General features: G+C 35.4%; 18 protein-coding genes and 1 pseudogene. 5 read left to right on the forward strand and 14 right to left on the reverse strand.

Annotated elements, in window-relative coordinates:
• Positions 1 to 655: 655 nt before the first annotated feature.
• The 9 genes and pseudogenes from IPK91_12345 to IPK91_12385 all read right to left on the reverse strand — a co-directional run bounded on the left by IPK91_12345 (position 656) and on the right by IPK91_12385 (position 10518).
• Positions 656 to 865, reverse strand: a complete 210-nt coding sequence (locus IPK91_12345; protein MBK8298042.1) for a hypothetical protein — start codon at positions 863 to 865, stop codon at positions 656 to 658.
• Between the two features lie 119 nt (positions 866 to 984).
• A complete protein-coding gene (locus tag IPK91_12350) occupies positions 985 to 1164 on the reverse strand; it encodes a hypothetical protein (protein MBK8298043.1) in 180 nt (59 codons plus the stop codon).
• Entirely contained in the window at positions 1161 to 1424 is a 264-nt protein-coding gene (locus tag IPK91_12355; protein MBK8298044.1) for a hypothetical protein, read from the reverse strand. Before IPK91_12355 ends, IPK91_12350 begins: the two co-directional genes overlap by 4 nt.
• A 257-nt stretch (positions 1425 to 1681) precedes the next feature.
• Positions 1682 to 2566: a hypothetical protein gene (locus IPK91_12360; GenBank protein MBK8298045.1), complete on the reverse strand. Its 885-nt coding sequence runs from the start codon at positions 2564 to 2566 to the stop codon at positions 1682 to 1684.
• 32 nt (positions 2567 to 2598) lie between these two features.
• Positions 2599 to 4410 (reverse strand): outer membrane beta-barrel protein, encoded by a 1812-nt coding sequence (locus IPK91_12365; protein ID MBK8298046.1) that lies wholly within the window; start codon positions 4408 to 4410, stop codon positions 2599 to 2601.
• Positions 4411 to 5182: 772 nt separating this feature from the next.
• Positions 5183 to 6568: a beta-lactamase family protein gene (locus tag IPK91_12370; protein ID MBK8298047.1), complete on the reverse strand. Its 1386-nt coding sequence runs from the start codon at positions 6566 to 6568 to the stop codon at positions 5183 to 5185.
• A 200-nt stretch (positions 6569 to 6768) separates the two neighbouring features.
• Positions 6769 to 7310: pseudogene (locus IPK91_12375) on the reverse strand (GNAT family N-acetyltransferase).
• A gap of 186 nt (positions 7311 to 7496) precedes the next feature.
• A complete protein-coding gene (locus tag IPK91_12380) occupies positions 7497 to 8957 on the reverse strand; it encodes a serine hydrolase (GenBank protein MBK8298048.1) in 1461 nt (486 codons plus the stop codon).
• Between the two features lie 343 nt (positions 8958 to 9300).
• A complete protein-coding gene (locus tag IPK91_12385; GenBank protein ID MBK8298049.1) occupies positions 9301 to 10518 on the reverse strand; it encodes a M20/M25/M40 family metallo-hydrolase in 1218 nt (405 codons plus the stop codon).
• A 100-nt stretch (positions 10519 to 10618) separates the two neighbouring features.
• On the opposite strand from IPK91_12385, the gene IPK91_12390 reads away from it, so the two are divergent.
• From IPK91_12390 to IPK91_12410, 5 genes are all read left to right on the forward strand, one after another.
• Positions 10619 to 11728: a hypothetical protein gene (locus IPK91_12390; protein ID MBK8298050.1), complete on the forward strand. Its 1110-nt coding sequence runs from the start codon at positions 10619 to 10621 to the stop codon at positions 11726 to 11728.
• 130 nt (positions 11729 to 11858) lie between these two features.
• The gene (locus tag IPK91_12395) at positions 11859 to 12620 is read left to right on the forward strand and encodes a M15 family metallopeptidase (protein MBK8298051.1); all 762 of its coding nucleotides are present in this window, start codon (positions 11859 to 11861) and stop codon (positions 12618 to 12620) included.
• A gap of 1 nt (position 12621) precedes the next feature.
• A complete protein-coding gene (locus tag IPK91_12400; protein MBK8298052.1) occupies positions 12622 to 13179 on the forward strand; it encodes a thioredoxin family protein in 558 nt (185 codons plus the stop codon).
• Between the two features lie 134 nt (positions 13180 to 13313).
• Positions 13314 to 14822, forward strand: coding sequence for a S9 family peptidase (locus tag IPK91_12405; GenBank protein MBK8298053.1), 1509 nt, complete (start codon positions 13314 to 13316; stop codon positions 14820 to 14822).
• Positions 14823 to 14824: 2 nt separating this feature from the next.
• Positions 14825 to 15490: a S9 family peptidase gene (locus IPK91_12410; protein ID MBK8298054.1), complete on the forward strand. Its 666-nt coding sequence runs from the start codon at positions 14825 to 14827 to the stop codon at positions 15488 to 15490.
• Between the two features lie 3 nt (positions 15491 to 15493).
• Here the strand turns inward: IPK91_12410 and IPK91_12415 are convergent, their stop codons facing one another.
• The 5 genes from IPK91_12415 to IPK91_12435 all read right to left on the reverse strand — a co-directional run bounded on the left by IPK91_12415 (position 15494) and on the right by IPK91_12435 (position 20154).
• The gene (locus IPK91_12415; GenBank protein ID MBK8298055.1) at positions 15494 to 16588 is read right to left on the reverse strand and encodes an aminopeptidase; all 1095 of its coding nucleotides are present in this window, start codon (positions 16586 to 16588) and stop codon (positions 15494 to 15496) included.
• Between the two features lie 6 nt (positions 16589 to 16594).
• The gene (gene hflX, locus IPK91_12420; protein MBK8298056.1) at positions 16595 to 17737 is read right to left on the reverse strand and encodes a GTPase HflX; all 1143 of its coding nucleotides are present in this window, start codon (positions 17735 to 17737) and stop codon (positions 16595 to 16597) included.
• A gap of 77 nt (positions 17738 to 17814) precedes the next feature.
• A complete protein-coding gene (locus IPK91_12425) occupies positions 17815 to 18177 on the reverse strand; it encodes a rhodanese-like domain-containing protein (protein MBK8298057.1) in 363 nt (120 codons plus the stop codon).
• Positions 18178 to 18430: 253 nt separating this feature from the next.
• A complete protein-coding gene (locus IPK91_12430) occupies positions 18431 to 19219 on the reverse strand; it encodes a sulfite exporter TauE/SafE family protein (GenBank protein MBK8298058.1) in 789 nt (262 codons plus the stop codon).
• A 5-nt stretch (positions 19220 to 19224) separates the two neighbouring features.
• Positions 19225 to 20154, reverse strand: coding sequence for an isoaspartyl peptidase/L-asparaginase (locus IPK91_12435; GenBank protein ID MBK8298059.1), 930 nt, complete (start codon positions 20152 to 20154; stop codon positions 19225 to 19227).
• Positions 20155 to 20371 lie beyond the last annotated feature (217 nt).

The raw sequence follows: 20371 nt of genomic DNA on the forward strand, positions 1-20371 counted from the left end.
TGTTGCCCAAAATTCAATGTCGAATTTTGTTCTTCAAAACATCTGCTTTATATTATTTTTCCGCTATTAAAATGGATCACTGGTAAGCCCCCTGAATGCTTAAATTATTCGGGTTGAAATCCAGTGACTTTAAATTCTAAGGATTTCTCAAGATCTTCAATAATTTCAGATTTATTCTTATTTAGAATCGATTTCCTGAATTCCTCATCCCGGTAAAGTTGATGTTTGGATTTCCATTAAATGAACACCTTTGGTGATAATACCAATTCACCATTATTATCGATTAAAGCTCTTCAATCTTAGAATCATTCTTCGAGAATAAAAAATTTCCATGACAGCATAGACATTTTTAATTCAGCTTGAAGGATGGATGCTGTTTAATTTTGTGTTGGTCTTCTTTGATTCTTGAAACTGTGCACTGTAAGGAAATGCATCGTCAAAAATGGGGTCATTAATTGTCCACGTAGACTTAGGTTTGAATTTCTATCCTTACTAATATTCATCAATATGGAATCTATGCTGTATGCCCATGGACCCATCCTTCCCTTGCTAAAACTCAAAACATCTTTTTGATAAAAAATCCTTCTTGAATATCATTATCATCAATGATTGGGTTTCCCTTTCCAACAATATTGGTTTGGATGGATGGACGATATTATATTTCTGTGGCAACTCCAGCACCATTGTCAATAATCAGCCCTCTCCAGGCAGGATTGGTCAATTCAGGACTTGTCTGGCCGGATCCTGCAGCATTTGATTTAAATCCAATGTACCGGATTTTGGAATAAAACTTAAATCCTTCCAATCCATTCACTGCAAATGCGCTACTCAGACTCACTTTGCCGGTGTAAGTACCCCATATCATTTACAGGTTTTTCTGTTGTTAATGATATGGGTCCAGCATGATCCACCTGATGAAAATCTGTGGTGAAATGATAAGTCCGGTTTTTGCTTTAATATCCTGATAACCATTACAATCACATTCTATCTTGCTTCCTGCAGATTGTAGGCCCACCAATAAAATGGATTCTGTAATTTTTCACCACCTGAGGGATTGGTAGAATTAAACTGTACCAGATAGGCTCCCGATTTTAATCCATATGGAGTTGCAGGTATATTTGTTCCGACAAAATATCTCCCTTGTATTTTGGAAACAAGATTCACAAATGCATTTGTTGGTGTAAAATAAACTCCTGCACACTGACGCCATCGTTTGGAAACTTAACATTGCTTAAACGTGGAAGTGCATTTAATTTGATATTATCCTGTGGAAGATCAGCTACCTTACTTTGGGAACCGATCTTACTGTAAAATTTATCCACATAGTCTACAGAAAAATAATCCTTCACATTTGAAGAATTGATCTGTTTCATATCCAGATAGATATCCGGACTCCTGCAGCGTTTGTATCCTTTCACTCTCATACACTCTGCCTTCCTTATTTACTTTAAATTCTCAAATTCAACTTCCAGCGACGAACGCAACATAGGATAATACACGATACCTTTGCCCGAATATCCATTTTGAATAGCGCCGATTGCTTCCGTGATTTTCATTTTAAAATATCCCAACTTCATCCTGATTGACCCCAACGATCATAGATTCATTATCTGCTTTGCAATGGGCCCATAACTGGTTTCATATACAGAACATCCTCTTGGAGCCGGATTGTCAAACGGATTCAATTCGGTTGAGGTGAGTCTCCGTCATAGAGAATAAATATCGATATTTCACTTTTGCCGTCGTTTTGAAATAACTTGCTGGTGGGATATAGGAAGCTCGATGCCGTAACACGCCAAGCATAATATTTATTAGGATCAAGTACAGGCTCTGCCTGTGAATAGATCAGAGAGGTAGAAGTTGTAGTAGTATTAAATACTTTGAGTGCACTTTCAAAAGCGTCATTGGCATTCATGACTCCTTGAGGTAATTCGACCAATTCAAAAAAATATTCCACCGCACCTGGATTGTTACCACTACCTAAATGCATGGGCAGCCATGAGAAAATCATATTTTGGATAGCTGGTATCTTTATCTTTTCATTAAAAACAGGCTTAATTAGTTGTGGCGCCTGGTTTAACCTGAAATTGGAAGTGATGCAGAATTTATTTGAGACAGGCACGACTCTGTCTACGCCATACATTTGAATGCAAATATCCAGCAATCCTTCGGGAAGAATAACGGATCCGCGTCCTTCCGAGTTCTTACCAGTGAGGGCTTCATTGGACAAGTATACACTTAACTCTGAACCATTCAAAGTGTACTGTTCAAATTGCAAGAGTTTTATTGGAACTGATGCAAAATTCATATCCGTCTGATAGATTACATTCCCGTTTTGCTCAATACTCAAAACAGGTTTAACTTCCAGCATTTCCTCCACTGGATCCATCAAAATAACATTGAATATTAAATCCTCGATCCGATCTGTGGTATACACTTTCAGATCCAGGGAGTGTGGAGGCAACATACTGCCATTCACCTGGACAGGCCAAATCTGTTGTGATTGAATGCCTGTTACTATTAAAATAGAAATTATACTGGATAATATGAATTTCTGATTCATCATTTTATTCTTTTAAACTTTATGAATTATAAAATTTACTTCTTTGATTTTTTAGCCTTCGGAGCGTAATTGAAATTGTATTGAAGACCTAGATTTGCTGTATTTTCTGTAAACTTGCTACCAGGATCTGCTTTTGTTGTTAACAATCCCCATGTGAATTGGGTATTCAATCCTTTAAATAATTGATACCCTATATTTAATATGCTTTGCAAGTTTGTTGATTTGCTTCCAGATGCATTCTTGTTTAGAAAATAATTTGAATTTATTCCAAGGGAGAGTTTCCCTGACAAAAATTCTTTTTTTACGCCAGCTCCAAACCCTGTTCTATTCAAAGTAGTACCTTGAAATTCATTCTTGTTATAATTTACTCTCGTTGTAAATGCCCATTTTGATTTGGTCTTCAACACGTAGGATGTGTTTATCAAAAAAAGTTTCGAACTTGTACTGCTGGCTGTTTTTTCAATATCATCGCTGACATCCTGCATATTACCGCTTAAGGAAACAAGGTGTTGGTGCTGACTTTTGAAAGGTAAGGTATAAGTTACATTCAGTCCAATGTCTTGGGTCACAACAACTGCATTTAGGGAGTCCAATTGTTGATTCAATACATAGGTAATATCTGAAGCATTGTTGCTATAATTTGCTTGCACATTTATCTTTTTAGCAGACCACACCGTGTTGATGTCGTAAATTAATCTCGTAGTGGTAGTTGGCTTGCTACCATCGAGGTTGTTTGATTGTGTACCGAATTTAAGAGAAGTATTGAGTTTGTTTTGAATCAATCCAAAATTTGTAAAAGCCTGGACGTCCATGATGTCTCGGTTAAAAAAATATGCTCCAAATGTTTCAAAATCGGAATCAATTCTATTCAAAGAAATGCCAGCATTAAAAGATTTTCCTTCATATCCAACAGAACTTTCCAAAGCATTGCCGTAGTAGCTTGTAGTTTTCTTCTTTAATAAAAAATTCGTAATACTTTTATCTGCAGCATCGGCATCGAGCGTGTTAGGGGATACTCCGCTGTTGGTAAAATCAAATTTGACTCTAAATTTTTCAAAGAATAATTTTTGTAGTTGGATTCCGAGTACCAGATTTGCTTCCGGACTTACTTGTTTTGAATAACTTGCAGGAATGTCAATGGATTGATCATCATCTTTTGCCGTGAAAACCGTTACATCTGCAGAAGCTTTATCGTCCCCATAGCCAATTTTAGTTCCCCATCCAATTCGCTGATAAACCGGAAGGTTTGGGGTAACCAAAGATAAATTAATGGGTTCTGCTTTGGCAATCCTTCCATACATAGCGCCCACTCTAAGTTTTCCAGGTTCCAGCATCATTCCAGCACCAAAAAAATTTAGGTTATTCAATGTGTACTTTGAAAAATTCATAGACCGGTGGCCCAGGTGCAACTTTGCCCATTTATAGTAGGGACTGATCCCTATTCTAGCGAATCCATTCTTTCTGTTGTTGATGTTGTCTTTTAAAGATTCCTTCAAATCTGAAAAGCTGGGATAGGATTTGCTGGTATTTTTTGCAGTCAATACCATTGAAAACGGAAGATCGATCTGGTAGATTTTCACATTGACATTTGCATTGATAGTATAAAAGAAAGGATCTTGTCGCAACGGACCTCCCATTGCATCATAGGATCGCATGTTGATAGACAGTCCCCCTCCCAATTGGAATGGATCTCCAAATGAATAGAAGTCTTTAAAAAAACCACTTAGAGTCTTTTTCAATCCACCTTTATCCAACTGCTCCAAATTCTCTAAAGAGTTTAATTGGCTGCTTAATGAAAACACCCATATACTGCAATTGACCAGTATACAAAATACTCGTTTGATCATTCCAAGAAATTTTAATTTGAGGCTAAGTTCCTTATCAAAACCACCATCATTTTTACGAATCTTTTCAAAAGCTAAAAATAGAGGCAGTTTGATAATTCGTAATTATAATAATTCGATATGTTCTGAATGACGCTTTATTTGTTCTGAATTTCAATAAATAGATCAGATTCTATAAAATCCAGATTGGGTTCCTCCCCTATTACAGATTTTAATTATCCTATCCAACAATTGAAAAATGTACATATAACCAATGGCCCTATAAGCCAATTTTTATTGATTTACATAAGAATAAATATCTGAATAGCATTCACACCGATAATTTATTGCAAGATGAAACTACTCTGATGCATTACAAATTTAATGGAGAAGAAAATATTCAGGCCATTCAATCCGGTGCATAGAATTGGCATAGACACTAAAATACTGAATTAAAATCCTTAAATCAGAAAACTCAAATACAAAACCAATGTCATTGAGTTATTAAATACGCTACTTTAAAAATTTAAATGAAATAAAAGCTCATTCTCAGGGATGATGCCGTTCTAAAATAAAATTATCAGGCAGTTCACCAATTATTAGTTAGTCGGAATAAAATTAGTTTCAACTGGACTGCTATTTAAAATCAATTGTTTATTTTAATTGAATATCGCATTAGGTAATTTTACTTAAGTGACTAAATTCAACCCTACCTAAACTATTCTAGATACTCTAAACCGTTTTCAATTTGCCCCTAATTCTTTTAATCTATTTTTTGCTTCTTCCATTTCAGGATTTAGCTCGAGGTTCTTTTATAGAACTTTATGGCATCTTCTTTTCTATCCAAACTCAAATAAATAGTTGCCATGGATAGTGTTATAAAATCCTTATCAGGAAACTCTTGAACATTATTCTCTGCAATGATTCTTGCATCATCATATCTTTTTAAACTAAGCAGTTTTTCTCCGAGATAATACATTTGTAACCAATCTGCATAATAGTGAACTGTATCAACTTTCATTTTTTTATATTCGGAAACAGCTTTTATAGCATTATATTTTCCAATAATGGTTTCCATTTTTTTATGTATAGGTTCTTTAAGTATGACCGGCTTATTGTAAAGCACTTTTAATATATTTTTAATAATTCCAAAAAAATCTGTTGGGGCACTGTTACATAAAATGACTGCCATACTATTTGTTTCCGGCATTCTAATCATAAACGATATAAATCCTTCTGTAGATCCTAAATGATAATTTGCAGTAATACTATCAGTAGCTGTATATCGAAAATTCTGATTAAACCAGCCATATCCATAACGTGCTGGTCTCATGCCTGGTGCAAACATTTCATCGGTTAATTCTTTGTTTAGCAATGTATTGCTTGCTAATGCCCTATGAAATTTAAAAAGATCTTCAACAGTAGTATAAATATCACCCGTCCCCATGGTATTGGATTGGTCTCTAAAATCAGCACTTAAATAATGTCCCAACCCATAATCATAACCCGAAGCCCTTTTTGATACAATTTGAGTATGTAAATAAGAACCTGAATTTTCCATCTTTAATTTACTAAATATTTCTTCATTCATTGCTTGGTCATAAGTTTTTCCAGTGACTTTTTCAATGAGGTATCCCAACATAAAATAAGCCCAACTGCTGTATAAATACTTCGTACCTGGAGCAAAGGCAAGAGCAGAATCTTGAAATACTTCTAAATAGTTTTCTCGGCTGAAACTTTGTCGACTAATTCTCGGAAAAAAATCTTTAATGATGTCGTAATTTGGAATTCCTGAAGTATGGTTAAGCAATTGCCTTATAGTTACTTTCGCTGCAGGTTTGTTTTTGAATTCAGGTAAGTAATCTTCAATGGTTTTATCCAAACCCACCAGCCCCTTTTGTACAAATATGAGCATGAGGGTAGCAGTGATAGGTTTCGAAATGGAACCAATCATAAATTTAGTATCTATAGAATTGGGAATATCCCACTCTCTGTTTGCCAAGCCAAACGCATCTTTATAAATAATCTCACCATTTTCAGCAACCAAAACGGCACCATCAAACATATTAAAGTTGTGGTAAGCATTCAGTACTTCAGCCAGTTTTTCCTTTTTACTTTGTGCCATTAAAACCTGAACAATAATAAGAGATAATATCAATAGTGTACTTTTCTTAATAAACATGTTTACTTGTTAGTTGAAGGGTTTATAATTAGGTTTCGTGTAACTGTTTATTTCTTGGCGAAGGTGGTGAAATCGAAATACAAATGTTCGATTTACAATAAATGCCGTTTAGAATTACAATGTTCAAATTAAGTACAAATGTCCCACTTTTTTCAAACTAATGATAACAGCTCAGGCTTTTATTCTTAATGTATTTTGCTTTATAGTTGTAAATTTATATGAGTCAATGTGAAAATATTAAAATCTGTATTTACTGCGTTTGCTTCTAATGATTGAACAAAGTTAAATTTCGTCAAAAGTTTGGTTGAATTCTGATTTCCATTGTGAGTAAACGCTACAATTTTTTGAAACTTCAATACCTGAAAAGCAAAATCAATAACTTCTTCTGTTGCCTCTTTCATTATTCCATGATTTTGAAATTTTGTCATGAGCTCATACCCAATTTCGGAGCTATTTTTTCGGTTGAAAAGTCAAAAAGGCAAATTGCCCCAACAAATGATTTTGATTTCGTCAGGATAATTACCCAATAAATTGAGCTGCTTATTTGAATGTTATCACTAACTATGTTTATAAAGTTTATTGCACCTTCAATTGTCTTGCTTGGTTCTCTGTCAAGATACTTGTTTATTTCTGAGTCAGAACGTAAAGCAAAAATATTTTGCTGGTCATCAGTTGACAATTGCCGAAGCGTGAGCCTTTCCGTTGTCAAAATTGGAAAAGGTGTGAAATTTCGGTTTACCATTTTGTCTTATTTACGTTGCCTAAATTGGGCGTGGTATTTACTGAAAGTTAACGGTTTCGGGATTCGGGAAGTTGACGATTTTCGTCACAAAAGTTAATGAGGAGAACCAAAAATTGGATAACCACAATTGTGTCTGGGGAGCACTGAAAAGCAAATTCCACGTCAGTAGTAGTGCTTTATTTGTCATTATTGTTTCATCTTATTAATCATATCTTTTGCGTTTTCATTTGTTGAGTCTAATTGCAAACTTTTTTTATAATTCTTTATTGCTAATACTTTGTCGCCCTTAATCATATAGGCTTCTCCCAAACTGTCAAAAGCATTATATGAATTAGGATTCGCAATGCAATTCATTGTAAAAATTCCAATTGCTTCATCATATTTGTTTTGTGCTAATTGTTCATAGCCTTTTCTAATAAACAGATATTCCAAAATGTCTGTTTTTGAAGGTCTGTTTTTATACTTTAACATAGCACCTTCAAGTCCTTTACTCAATATAATTTCAATTATTTCTTGCGAATAAATTTGATTGGCTTTATTGTCAGGTTTAGGAATAGTTGGTATGTAATTTTTATCAAAAATTATTTTGGCTATTTCAAAGTTAAGTTGGTCTGTGCCTCTAAATGTTTTATTTGACATTAAAACCAAGGTTGTTTTTTCCTCTATAAATCGCATAAAGTCGGCATAAAAAATATTATTTGTGCCATTATGCCAAACACGAAAAGTATTTCTATTTGTCTTGGAAACATCCCAGCCATAGGCATAAATTGCCTTACTATTTTCGTTTGCTCTAATTGATGGATGATATAATTTTTCCTTTGCTTCTTTTGATAAAACATTTTCAGTCATCAAAGATTTATGCCATTTAAACATATCCTCTGAAGTTGAAAGTATCCCACCATTTCCCAATAAGTGACGGTAAGGAGCTTTTCCATTCCACTTTTTTTCCGTTGGTCTACCCCAGTTCTTATAGTCTTTACCATAACCAATTGCAATTAAATCGGCATCAAAATTTGGTCTGCTATAACCCGTTGTTTCCATTCCGGAAGGTTTCCAAAGGTTTTCATAAAGGTATTGCTCATACGATTGTCTTGTTACTTTTTCAATAATAAGTGCAAGCAAACTATATCCTATATTTGAATAGGAATAATCTGAACCAACTTTGAATTTTAAAGTTGATTTCATTACAGTTTCAATAAAATCTTGATCGCTAATTGGCTCATAGTCTTCGCCTACTTGGCTTTCTAATCCTGATTGGTGTCTTAATAAATCGTGAATGGTGATAATGGATTTATCAACCGGTACATTTTGAAAGAATTTAGTAATGGTATCAGAAGTGGATAATTCGCCTTGCATTTCTAACTTTAGAATTGCAGATGCGGTAAATTGTTTTGTCAGAGAACCGATGTCAAAAATTGTATTTGGTGTATTTTTTTTATTAAATTCCACATTTCTAAATCCATATCCTTTTGAAATGATATTCTTTCCATCAAGTTCTATAAGCACAGTTCCTGCAAAACCAATTTTTTCAAATTCTTCTAAGTAGGATTCAATTCGTTTGATTAATTGGGATGTGTTTTTTTGCTGTGCAAATGATATTGAATAAAAAAACAAAGTCATTAAAATAACAATTGATATTTTTTTCATTTTTGTCTGTTAGTGTTAAATTTAGCGCAGTCGTTTTGAATTACTATTAACATATTTCTCAACGCAACTATTTCATTAAGCAGCCTGTCCATGCATTGCACAAATCCATTCAAATATAAAAATAATTTAAATTTAGCGAATAAATACGGCTAATAACCGTAACGAGATGCAGTATTATATCCAAATTGCGTATTGAATTCGGAAAATCGAATCCTGCTCATATGAAAATTCAAATCAGCTACAATTTATAATTCATCATGACCTGTGATTCCGATTTAAAAACATATTGACTTTATGCTTCCTCACTACAGACTCTCTTCTTCCTCTCTAAAAAGTACTCCCCCTAAAAAACCACCTTCTTCACCAAAACCTCGTCCTTGCGTTTTACAGTAACGTCTGCTTCCTGTCCTTTTTCAAATTTATTGAGGGCCTCCATATATTGGTACACATCTTTAACCGGATAGCTGCCAATCTGAATGATGATATCGCCTCCTAATAAGCCGGCTTTTTGAGCAGGTCGGTTATCCAACACGGCATCGATGCGCATGCCTTCCCCATTAAAAACATAATCAGGCATTAATCCCATGGTGACTTTAAAACTGTTGGCCTGTTGCTTGTTTTCATCTTTTGTTTTTTGAAATGTTAGCATGGGTTTAGCATTCAATTTTAACACAACTCCCCAGATGATTTGGCTGACTTCCCAAATTCCATCATAATTTACCAGGGGACTGTCGTCACTTGGTTTATGGTAATCCTGATGCTGTCCTGTAAAAAAATGAAGGACCGGAATATCTTTTAAATAAAATGAAGTATGATCGGATGGACCAATGCCCCCATCGCTGTAATTAAAGCTAAAGCCCGGCATTTTACAACTTTCTAAAATGTCTTTCCATTCCACTGCGGTTCCAGCTCCACTGATCGCAATGGTTTTTTCTTTGTTGAGTCTACCCACCATATCCATATTAATCATCCCAAAGATGCTTTCCTTTGGTATGGTTGGATTTTCCATAAATGCCTTGGAGCCGTATAAACCGTATTCTTCTCCGGAAAAAGCAATGAACAAGACATTGAATTTTAATTTTTTCTCTTTCTTTAATTGGTCGGCTAAATACAATAAAGCTGCTACCCCACTGGCATTGTCATCCGCTCCATTGTGAATGGAATGATCGTCGGGACGTAAAGAACCTGCCATTCCATATCCTAAATGATCGTAATGTGCTCCAATCACCAGGGTCTTTTTTGCTTTCTTATCTAAAAATCCGATGACATTTTTACCCATTTTGTCCAATTGACTGCCTCCATGGGGATTTGAATTGAATTTAAAAGCCTGAAACCATTCTTCACTGCCTTTAGGACTCAATCCCAATTTTGCCATGCGTTCGGAGATATAATCTGCTGCCATGGCCTCTCCGACGGTTCCTGTTTGTCGTCCTTCCAAATCATCGGATGCGAGATAAACAACATCCACCCGAATCATGGTTTCCGGACTTAATTGGGCATTTAACGACATAGTAGAAGCTAAAATCCTGAATATCAATAGATAAATTAAAAGATTTTTCATAAATTTCAAACTAAATTAAATTGTTATTAGAGTCCAAAGCTACCAAGAAAGCTGCAAAAACCGATTTCAAAGACTTAATTTTGCAATCTAAAATTGGACTATGTCTGCAAAGAAAATTGCCTTATACAGTTTCTTGTTACTTACAGTTATTTACTTGTTGCTCTGCCTTTTAGGTCCTTCTTCCTATAAATTTAATAATGAAGTAAGAATTAATGGACCTCATAAAATTGTGTACCTGCTTTTAAATGATATTAAAGACTGGTCAAAATGGTTTAGCTGGAAAAAAGAAGACCCTGATTTAAAATTTACACCTGGCAATTTTCAATATGCCGTAGGAGCAAATTTCAGTTTTGAAGGCAAAAAAATGGGAACCGGCAGTGTCATCGTAGAAGAATCCTATCAGGATTCATTTATTACTGTAAACTTAAATGCATCCAAATTACCCAGCAACTTAAAAGAACGTTGGCAAATTGTTTCTGAAAGTTCTAAAGCAGTTTATGTAAATTTAACAGCCAGACTGCAAGGTGAAATTCCTTTTTATAAACGAGGATATTATTTTGGATTAAAAAAACAGTTGGATGAAATGCTAACCAATGATCTGGAAGGCATGAAGGGTTATATTGAAAATTTATTGAAAGACAGTTTTGGAATTTCGAAAACCATTTATCCTGGAAATCATTATTTTGGAATTATGAATATTGTTCAGAATAATAAGATTCCTTCATTCTATGCAAAGAGCTATCCTAAAATTTATAATTTTCTAGATTCCCTTAAAATTCCAATCATTGGACCACCAGTTGGGCTGATTCTTGACTGGGAAGGTTCTACTGGGCAAGTATATATTTTAGCTGCATTGCCGGTTGAAAATAAAATGCCAAATTATCCTGCCTGGACTTCTTTCGATATCCCTCAAATGGAATGTATGAAATTAGAACATTATGGCAGTTACGCTACGTTGCGAAATGCACACGTAAAATTGAGTTATCTGATGGATAATTCTCCATTTACCCTAGCTCCCCCAATCATTGAAGAATACGTAACGTCCCCATCTCAACAACCGGATACCTCCAAATGGTTGACCAATATTTATTATTTGTTAGATCAAAAAGGGGGCTATTCAAAGACACTTGAACAAAAGAAAACTTTGGAAGATCAAATTAATAAAGAAGAAGAAGAGAGAAGGAGAAAATTGAGGGATGTTTATAGATAGTGATACAATTACGAATTTTCAATTACGAATTACGAATTGGAAATTACATTTAAGAGTGGCTATGAATTAAATTAAAGCAAGCATTTCGTAATTCGTAATTAATAATTAATTTTCCACCAATACTTAACACTTGACTCCTGTACTTTATATAATCGGTTTAAAAATCATCTTACTGTTTCAGATCATGGCAGAAAATATGCAACACGTAGTCGAAAATCCAAAAGTGTTAGCTTTGGATGATGCTCGTTACATTGCTGGAAAATTTGACCCTTCTAAAAATCCTGAATTTGTTAGTTTCAATTCAGATACCTCCAACAAACTGATGTATTTGCGTACGGAAGTTTACATTGCCTATTTAAAAATGGCTCAGGCTGCTGCTGCTGATTCTATAAAACTGGAAATTGTATCGGCTACCAGAAATTTTGATTATCAAAAAGAATTGTGGGAAAATAAGTGGCTCGGTAAAACTGCTGTCGATGGAAAAAAATTGCATCTGCATATTAAAGATCCTGTGACACGTGCACTTAAAATTATGGAGTATTCGGCACCTCCTGGATTTTCGAGGCATCATTGGGGTACTGATATTGATATCAATTCAACAGAATCCGAATATTTTGAAACTCCGGAAGGAAAAAAAGTCTACCAATGGTTGTTTAACAATGCCGGAAAATTTGGTTTCTGTCAAACGTATACCGCTTTTGGTGAACAACGGGTTAGTGGTTTTCACGAAGAACGCTGGCATTGGTCTTATATGCCTACTGCTAAAACAATTTGGGAAGCTCAACTTCGTAATTTTGATGAATCTTCTATTTTCAGATTTAAAGGATATCAAGCCATACAATCGCTGCATTTGATTGATTTTATCCGAAACGTAAATAATTGCATTCAATAATATGGCTCGTACTGAATCCAACATGATCCAATTGGGATCCAAAGCGTATGACTTTCATTTGCCAGAACCCCTGACTGGAAAAATCATTCATCTTGAAGATTATAAAAATTACCAGGCTTATGTAATTTTATTTATTTGCAATCATTGTCCCTATGTGATCCATGTGCATGATGAATTGTTAAACATTGGTCGCGAATACCAATCCAAAAATTGTACTTTTTTTGCAATTAGTTCAAATGATGTTGCAAATTATCCGGACGATGCTCCGGAAAAAATGAAAGAACGGGCAATCCAATTTAATTATCCCTTCCCATATCTATACGATGAAAGTCAGGAAGTTGCCAAAGCCTACGATGCAGCCTGCACCCCTGACATCTACGTATACGATAAAAATAAATTATTGGTTTATCGGGGTAGAATGGATGCATCTCGCCCGAATTCAGGAATTCCGGTAACCGGTATTGATTTACGCAATGCACTGGATGCCGTTCTTACGAATCAAGCTATAGATCCAATTCAATATCCAAGTTTAGGTTGCAATATCAAATGGAAAGAATAAAATCAATTACGAATTACGAATGATCAATTACGAATTTAATTCGTAATTGATTTAAATTCGTGGCGATAATAAAGTCACAATACTATTTACTGTCAAAAGTTAACGCACATTTTTTATAATTAACAAATTAAAAATTGAAATCAATTTATTCCGTACTTGTTGCCGTCTTACTTTTTGTACTGGCTTGCAACGACACTAAAAAAACAACGATGTCCCCAAACGATTCGAAAGAAACCATTCAAAGCATTTCAAAAAATTTGAACAACATCCCGGAACCTGTAGCACCAAAAATTGAAAAAAAACTGGTGATGCATGGAGACACCCGGATCGATCCATATTATTGGTTAAACAATCGGGAAGATCTAAATGTGCGAAGCTATTTGCAAGCTGAAAATGACTACCTTGAAAAAGTAATGGAACCTGTAAAGACCTTGCGAAATAATCTTTACGATGAAATGCTGGGTCGAATTAAACAGGATGACAACACAGTTCCATATAATTACAATCAATACAGTTATTATATCCGATTTGAAACCGGAAAAGAATATCCCATTCATTGTAGAAAAAAATTGCCTGCCGAATCAAATCCTGAAGAAATTGTTTTAAATGTCAATCAATTGGCAGAAGGTCATAAATTTTGCAATGTTATTTCACCAGAAATTAGTCCGGATAATAAATTGGCAGTCTATGGACTGGATACAACGGGTCGAAACTTGCACAAAGCATTTGTTAAAAACCTGGAAACAGGTACGATCATCGAAGAAAATTCGCCTGTTATAGCAGGTGCTATTGTATGGACACCCAATAGCAAAGCATTTTTTTATGAAACCAAAGACCTGACCACTTTGCGGACAGATAAAATTTGGTTGCATGAATTGGGAACAGCTTTTGCAAATGACAAATTGGTGTATCATGAAACCGATGAAACAAGCTATGCCCACCTATCTTCTTCTAAAGACGAACAATATGCTTTTATTCATTCTGGATATACTGAAATGGTAGAATGCCTTTATATTCCACTCAATGACTACCATAAAAAACCAATACTGATTAAAAAACGCAGTCCGGGTTTTTTCTATATGGTTGATCACTATCAAGGATCCTTCTTGATTTTAACCAATGATAAAGCTCCTAATTTTAAACTAGTTAAAACTCCGGTCAGTAACTATCAATTTGAACATTGGATGGATTTGATTCCAGGCAATGATTCCATCTTACTTCAGGATATCGAAATTTTTAAAAATCAACTGGTCGTATTTGAACGAAAAGATGGATTGAATCAAATTCATATTCTGCCCTGGAATCATTTTAATGAGGGTCATTACATTAAATTCAGAGATGCCAGTTATGATTGTTGGCTAGGTCCAAATTATGATTTGAATACCGATGTATTAAGATTGGAGTACACTTCTTTGACGACTCCGAAAACGACCTACGACTATCAAATGCAACAACAACAGTTGCATACTTTGAAAGAAAGTCCGGTACTTGGAAATTTCAACAAAGAAAATTATCAAAGTGAATATGTTCAGGTTCCATCCAGCGATGGAGAAATGATTCCCATGTCCATTGTTTTTAGAAAAGGCTTTGAAAAAATGCCCATGCTCCTGCATTATTATATGGTTATGGATCGTATGGAATAAGCATGGATGCAGGATTTAGCAGCAACCTCATTTCTCTATTGGATCGTGGTTTTGTTTTTGCCATGGCACATATTCGTGGTGGTAAAGAAAAAGGCTGGAACTGGTATGAGAAGGGAAAGATGTTTCACAAAATGAACAGCTTTACTGATTTTATAAAATGCGGAGAATACCTCGTTCAAAATAACTACACAACTCCTGCTAAAATGTTTTGCAAAGGAGGATCTGCAGGCGGATTGTTGGTTGGTGCTGTTTATAATTTGCGCCCGGATTTATTTCGTGGCATGATTGCAAATGTTCCTTTTGTAGATGTCTTAACAACCATGTCAGATCCGGATCTTCCACTAACTACTGGAGAATACACAGAGTGGGGAAATCCGGAAATAAAAGAACAATACGATTATATGAAATCGTATTCACCCATTGACAATATTCAAGCTAAGAAATATACCAACTTGTTGGTAACTACAGGTTTTGCAGACAGCCAGGTCCAATATTGGGAACCAGCCAAATGGATTGCTACATTGCGTACACGGCGGACAGATAAAACAGATGTGATTTTATTTCACACCAATCTGGATGCAGGACATGGAGGCGCTTCCGGACGCTTCGAACGATTAAAAGAGGTTGCATTGGAATATGCATTTATGTTGGCCTTATTAGAAAAGTAGCTATTAAATCAAAAACGCACCATTCCTGTAAACGACCTCCCCATCTGCAATAATTTCACCGCCCTGTTTCATATCGGTGATTAAATCCCAATGGATGGAGGATGTGTTTTTTCCACCGGCTTGCAAATAGGATTGTCCCACTGCCATGTGAATGGTGCCACCGATTTTTTCATCAAACAAAATGTTTTTAGTGGCGCGTTGAATATTATGATTTGTTGCAACTGCAGCCTCTCCAAAAACCCGGGCACCAGGTATTTGAAATACTTTATCCAGAATGTGCTGACCGGTTTCTGCTGACCATTTGATAATGTTGCCTTGATCTACGATTAAATGAACACCTGAAACTTCTTCATTCATCATAATGCTCGGATAGGAAAAGTATATTTGTCCACTTACACTGTCTTCTACCGGACTGGTAAACACTTCGCCGGATGGCATATTGGCCTTTCCATCAGAATTGATCCAACTCCTTCCCAATGTTGAAAAACAAATTTCAAAATTCGGGTTCTTGTATATAAAATGATTGCATCCATTAAAATAATCGACAATGCGTTGCTGATTCAATGAAATGGCTTTCCATTGATCCGCAGGATGTTCCATATCTAAAAAACAGGCATGCACAATAAATTGCGTATATTCATCTAAATCCATTCCTGCAATATTAGCTGCATGCTGGGTTGGAAATTGGCACAAGGATCTTTTCAAACTTCCGTCACCCAATCGCTGAAAATACATTTGATCAAACGGTGCTAAAGCATGCGACCTTATTTTTCTGTTTTCCTCTACTATAGAAAAATTGCAATTGCTTTCATATGGTGCCCGGATTACTAAATAAGCATCAAATGATTGGATGGCTTGTTGATAGGATGCGCCAACATATTCTAACTGCTCTGAATTACCGTATTGCAAAAGGATGCTTTCCTGATCTTCAAAGCTGAGTTCAGTTTCGACAATGGCTCCTGCTTTGATAGCTGCAGTATAAAAAGCTTTTACTAGTGGCTCTGCTAAAGTGGTCGAACGAACAAACACTTTCTCGCCTTCTTTAAGATAGAGTGAATAATTTACGAGTAAGTCAGCGTATTTTTCAATCCAATGCATCTTGATTTACCAGGTTTTACTTCGATAAGGATACCGAATGAGGTATTGTCTTGATATGTGTTCCTTTAAGAGTGCCCGCAATTTTTCAATATTTTCCTGTGTCTTTGCAGAAATAAAAATAACAGGAACCTTATAGGCATTCTCAATGGAACGCTTTAATTCGTTTTCCAAATCATTTTTAGTTTCTGTGTCAAGAAGGGCATCGAAATAATGTTCTCTATAAGCATCCATCTTATTGCATATTAAAATACTTGGTTTGTCACCTACACCCAATTCCTCTAAAGTTTTTAGTACGGTTTGTACATGGTCCTGGTATTGCGGATGAGAAATATCAACTACATGCAATAATATATCCGATTCTCTGACTTCGTCCAAAGTTGATTTAAAACTTTCAATGAGATGATGAGGAAGCTTCCGAATAAATCCAACAGTGTCTGAAAGCAAAAAGGGCATAGCCTCCCAAACAACTTTTCTAACGGTGGTATCCAAAGTTGCAAATAATTTATTTTCTGCAAACAAATCTGACTTACTCAACACATTCATCAAAGTCGATTTGCCCACGTTGGTATATCCAACCAGTGAAACCCGGATCATTTCATCCCGATTTTTTCGTTGGGTAACGCTTTGTTGATCAATTTTTTCAAGTTTCTTTTTTAGAAAACTAATTTTTTCTTTTACAATCCGACGATCTGTTTCTATCTCTTGCTCACCGGGACCTCGCATTCCGATACCCCCACGCTGACGTTCCAAGTGTGTCCACATGCCTCGGAGTTTTGGGTAGATGTATTGAAGTTGTGCTAATTCAACTTGAGTTTTAGCTTGGGCTGTTTGTGCACGGCTAGCAAAAATGTCGAGAATTAAAAAACTTCTGTCAATAATTTTGACTTTCAATTCAGACTCCAGATGATTTTGTTGTTTTCCGCTTAGGTCATCATCAAATATGACCATGTCTGCCGGAAAATGCTCCATATAGTTCTTGATCTCATCAATTTTTCCCGAACCAATAAAACTATGGCTGTTGATGGCTGGCAAGCGTTGTGTAAATCGCTTGATAACGATAGCACCGGCAGTCTGCGCTAAAAATTCCAATTCATCCAAATGTTCTGTTACCTGTCGTTCATTTTGATCGGGCAAAATCAATCCAACCATAATTGCTTTCTCAGGCTCCTGGTTTTGGAGCTTATGGGTTGTATGTATGTTAAATGAATTTTTCTGCACGTTTTAGATTACTTCAGATTTTTAACCTGGTTATATCCTCCCAAATTATAAACTTTTTTAAATCCCTTGCCTTTCAGATAATCTGTTGCTGCTGAACTTCTTCCACCTGCAGCACAATATAAATAATACGTTTTTGTTGGATCCCATTTAGCCGCTTCTATTTGAAATTGACCGCCGTCCCAATCAGCATGAATGGCTCTAGGATGATGTCCGGAATTCCACTCATCGGGTGTACGTACATCGACCATAATGCCAGGGTCTTTTGAAATTTGTTCCGCAATCGATTTTGGAGTAGCTTGTCCAATTGAATCGTTTTTACAGGCTACCAGAAAACTGATCAATAATAAACTTAAAAATAAATTGAATCGCATAATTAACAGATTAAAAAAATAAAACAAATTTTAGAAATTTTCACTCAAATAGATGCTTGCTGAAAAACCTTACTAAGTATTTCAAAAACAATTAGAAATGGGTATTTTCAAAAAAACACTGGTGGAAGCAAACATATTTTTAATCATTGAAATCGCTATTGTAAATGAGGCGTTTATACAATTTGATTTATAAGAAACTGAAAATCAAATAGCAGCCATAAAGAGATTATAACGTAAAAAAAGGCTTAAAAGTTCAATATAATTCCTTTATTAGTATAAAAATACCCATTGCCAATATAAAATAGGCAAATAGTGGTTTTAGCTTATCCGAACTTAAAAATTGTGAAAGTTTACTCCCTCCAAACATGCCTAAAATTGCCATTCCTGTGAACGCTAAAACAAATGGCCATTCTAACAATGCAAGACTTTGAATCTTTGAAATCAATGCAACTCCGGTATTAATACTGATAATAATTAAGGAAGTTCCTGCAGCTTTTTTAAAATCCAGTTTTTGCAATAATACTAAAGCAGGAACAATTAGAAAACCACCACCGGCTCCAAGGATTCCTGTAATTAAACCAAGAAGTAAGCCATTAAATAATATAAAGAAATAGCCTTTTGAATTGGGTGCATCCTTAGAATTTATTGCTGGAGGATTCAGCATTCGATAGGCTGCAAAAAATAATAATATGCTGAATAAAATTAAAAGAAATGAAGATTTTGAAATGAAGTAATTATTCGCATTCCAAATTGGATCCGGTATCCATGGCAATAAAAATGTTCTACTCAACCATACCATGATAACTGAAGGGATTCCAAACAAAACCACAGATCGAAAATCCACCTGTGATTTTTTATAATAGCTAAGTCCACCTAATAAACTAATTACGCAAACAACAAATAGCGAACCGGATATTGCAACTTGTGCTTCCATGTGCACGAGATATACAAAAATTGGAATAGTCAATACAGCTCCTCCAGCACCCAGCAAGCCAAGGCTGACTCCCATAATAAATGCACAAATAAAAACAACTAGCAGCAAAATAATTATTTATAAATCCCAATTAGAGTGTTTCCTGAACTGGATTTGCATGCACGATACATACCTTCCGTATTGAAGCACATACTGATAGCACCCGAGCGGTCAATAGCAATGAGTCCGCCATCGCCTCCAATTGATGGCAGTAAGTTATGAACTACTTCTTTACAGGCCTTTTCAAGACTGCACTTTTTATACATAATCAAAGCAGCCACATGAAATGCTGCATTCATACGGATAAAATACTCGCCAGAACCTGTACAAGAAACAGCACAACTTTTGTTGTTAGCATAGGTTCCGCTTCCAATCATCGGACTGTCACCGATTCTTCCAAACTTTTTATTTGTCATTCCTCCGGTTGAAGTAGCAGCTGCAAGATTTCCAAATTGATCCAATGCAACAGCACCTACCGTACCAAACTTACGATCCACATGATCCATTAGTACTTTATCTTCCTTTTTAGCCAACAGTAATTGTTGATATCGGGCTTCGGTATAAAAGTAGGAAGCATCCATTTTATTCAATCCCATTTTTAATGCAAAGTCCTCTGCACCTTTTCCTGCCAAAAAAACATGACCAGAATGTTCCATGACCATACGAGCCAATTGAACTGGATTTTTAATTAGTTGTAATAAGGCAACGGCACCAGCATCCAGGGTCTTTCCATCCATTATAGATGCATCCATTTCATGCTTTCCATTTGCAGTAAAAACAGATCCCTTTCCAGCATTAAACAAAGCCGCATCTTCCAGTAGTTTTACTGCAGCTTCAACCGCATCCAATGCACTGGCTTTTCTCTCCAATAATTTGTAAGCGCGATTAATTCCCTTTTCCAAAACTTGATGATACGCCTTCTCAAGTTTTGGGGTCATGCTCGATTTCAAAATGGTCCCTGCACCACCATGAATGGCTATTGCGAATTGTGGTTTATCGGACATGCTTGCAAAAGTACATGCAAAAGTTCTATTTTTTAAAATTGATTTGAACCACCAATAAACTTTAGTTTGAAAACTTTCTTTGTATTTTATCCTATATCCATTTTTTTAAATGAAATCCTTTCTAAATCCTTCGGTCGCAATAAAAACAAAAATTAAAGTAAAAATACTTTCCAAAACAAGCTATAAACTAAATTTAATCGCAATTCGCTCAGCGAGT

Source organism: Saprospiraceae bacterium (assembly GCA_016712145.1).
Taxonomy (GTDB): Bacteria; Bacteroidota; Bacteroidia; order Chitinophagales; family Saprospiraceae; genus Vicinibacter.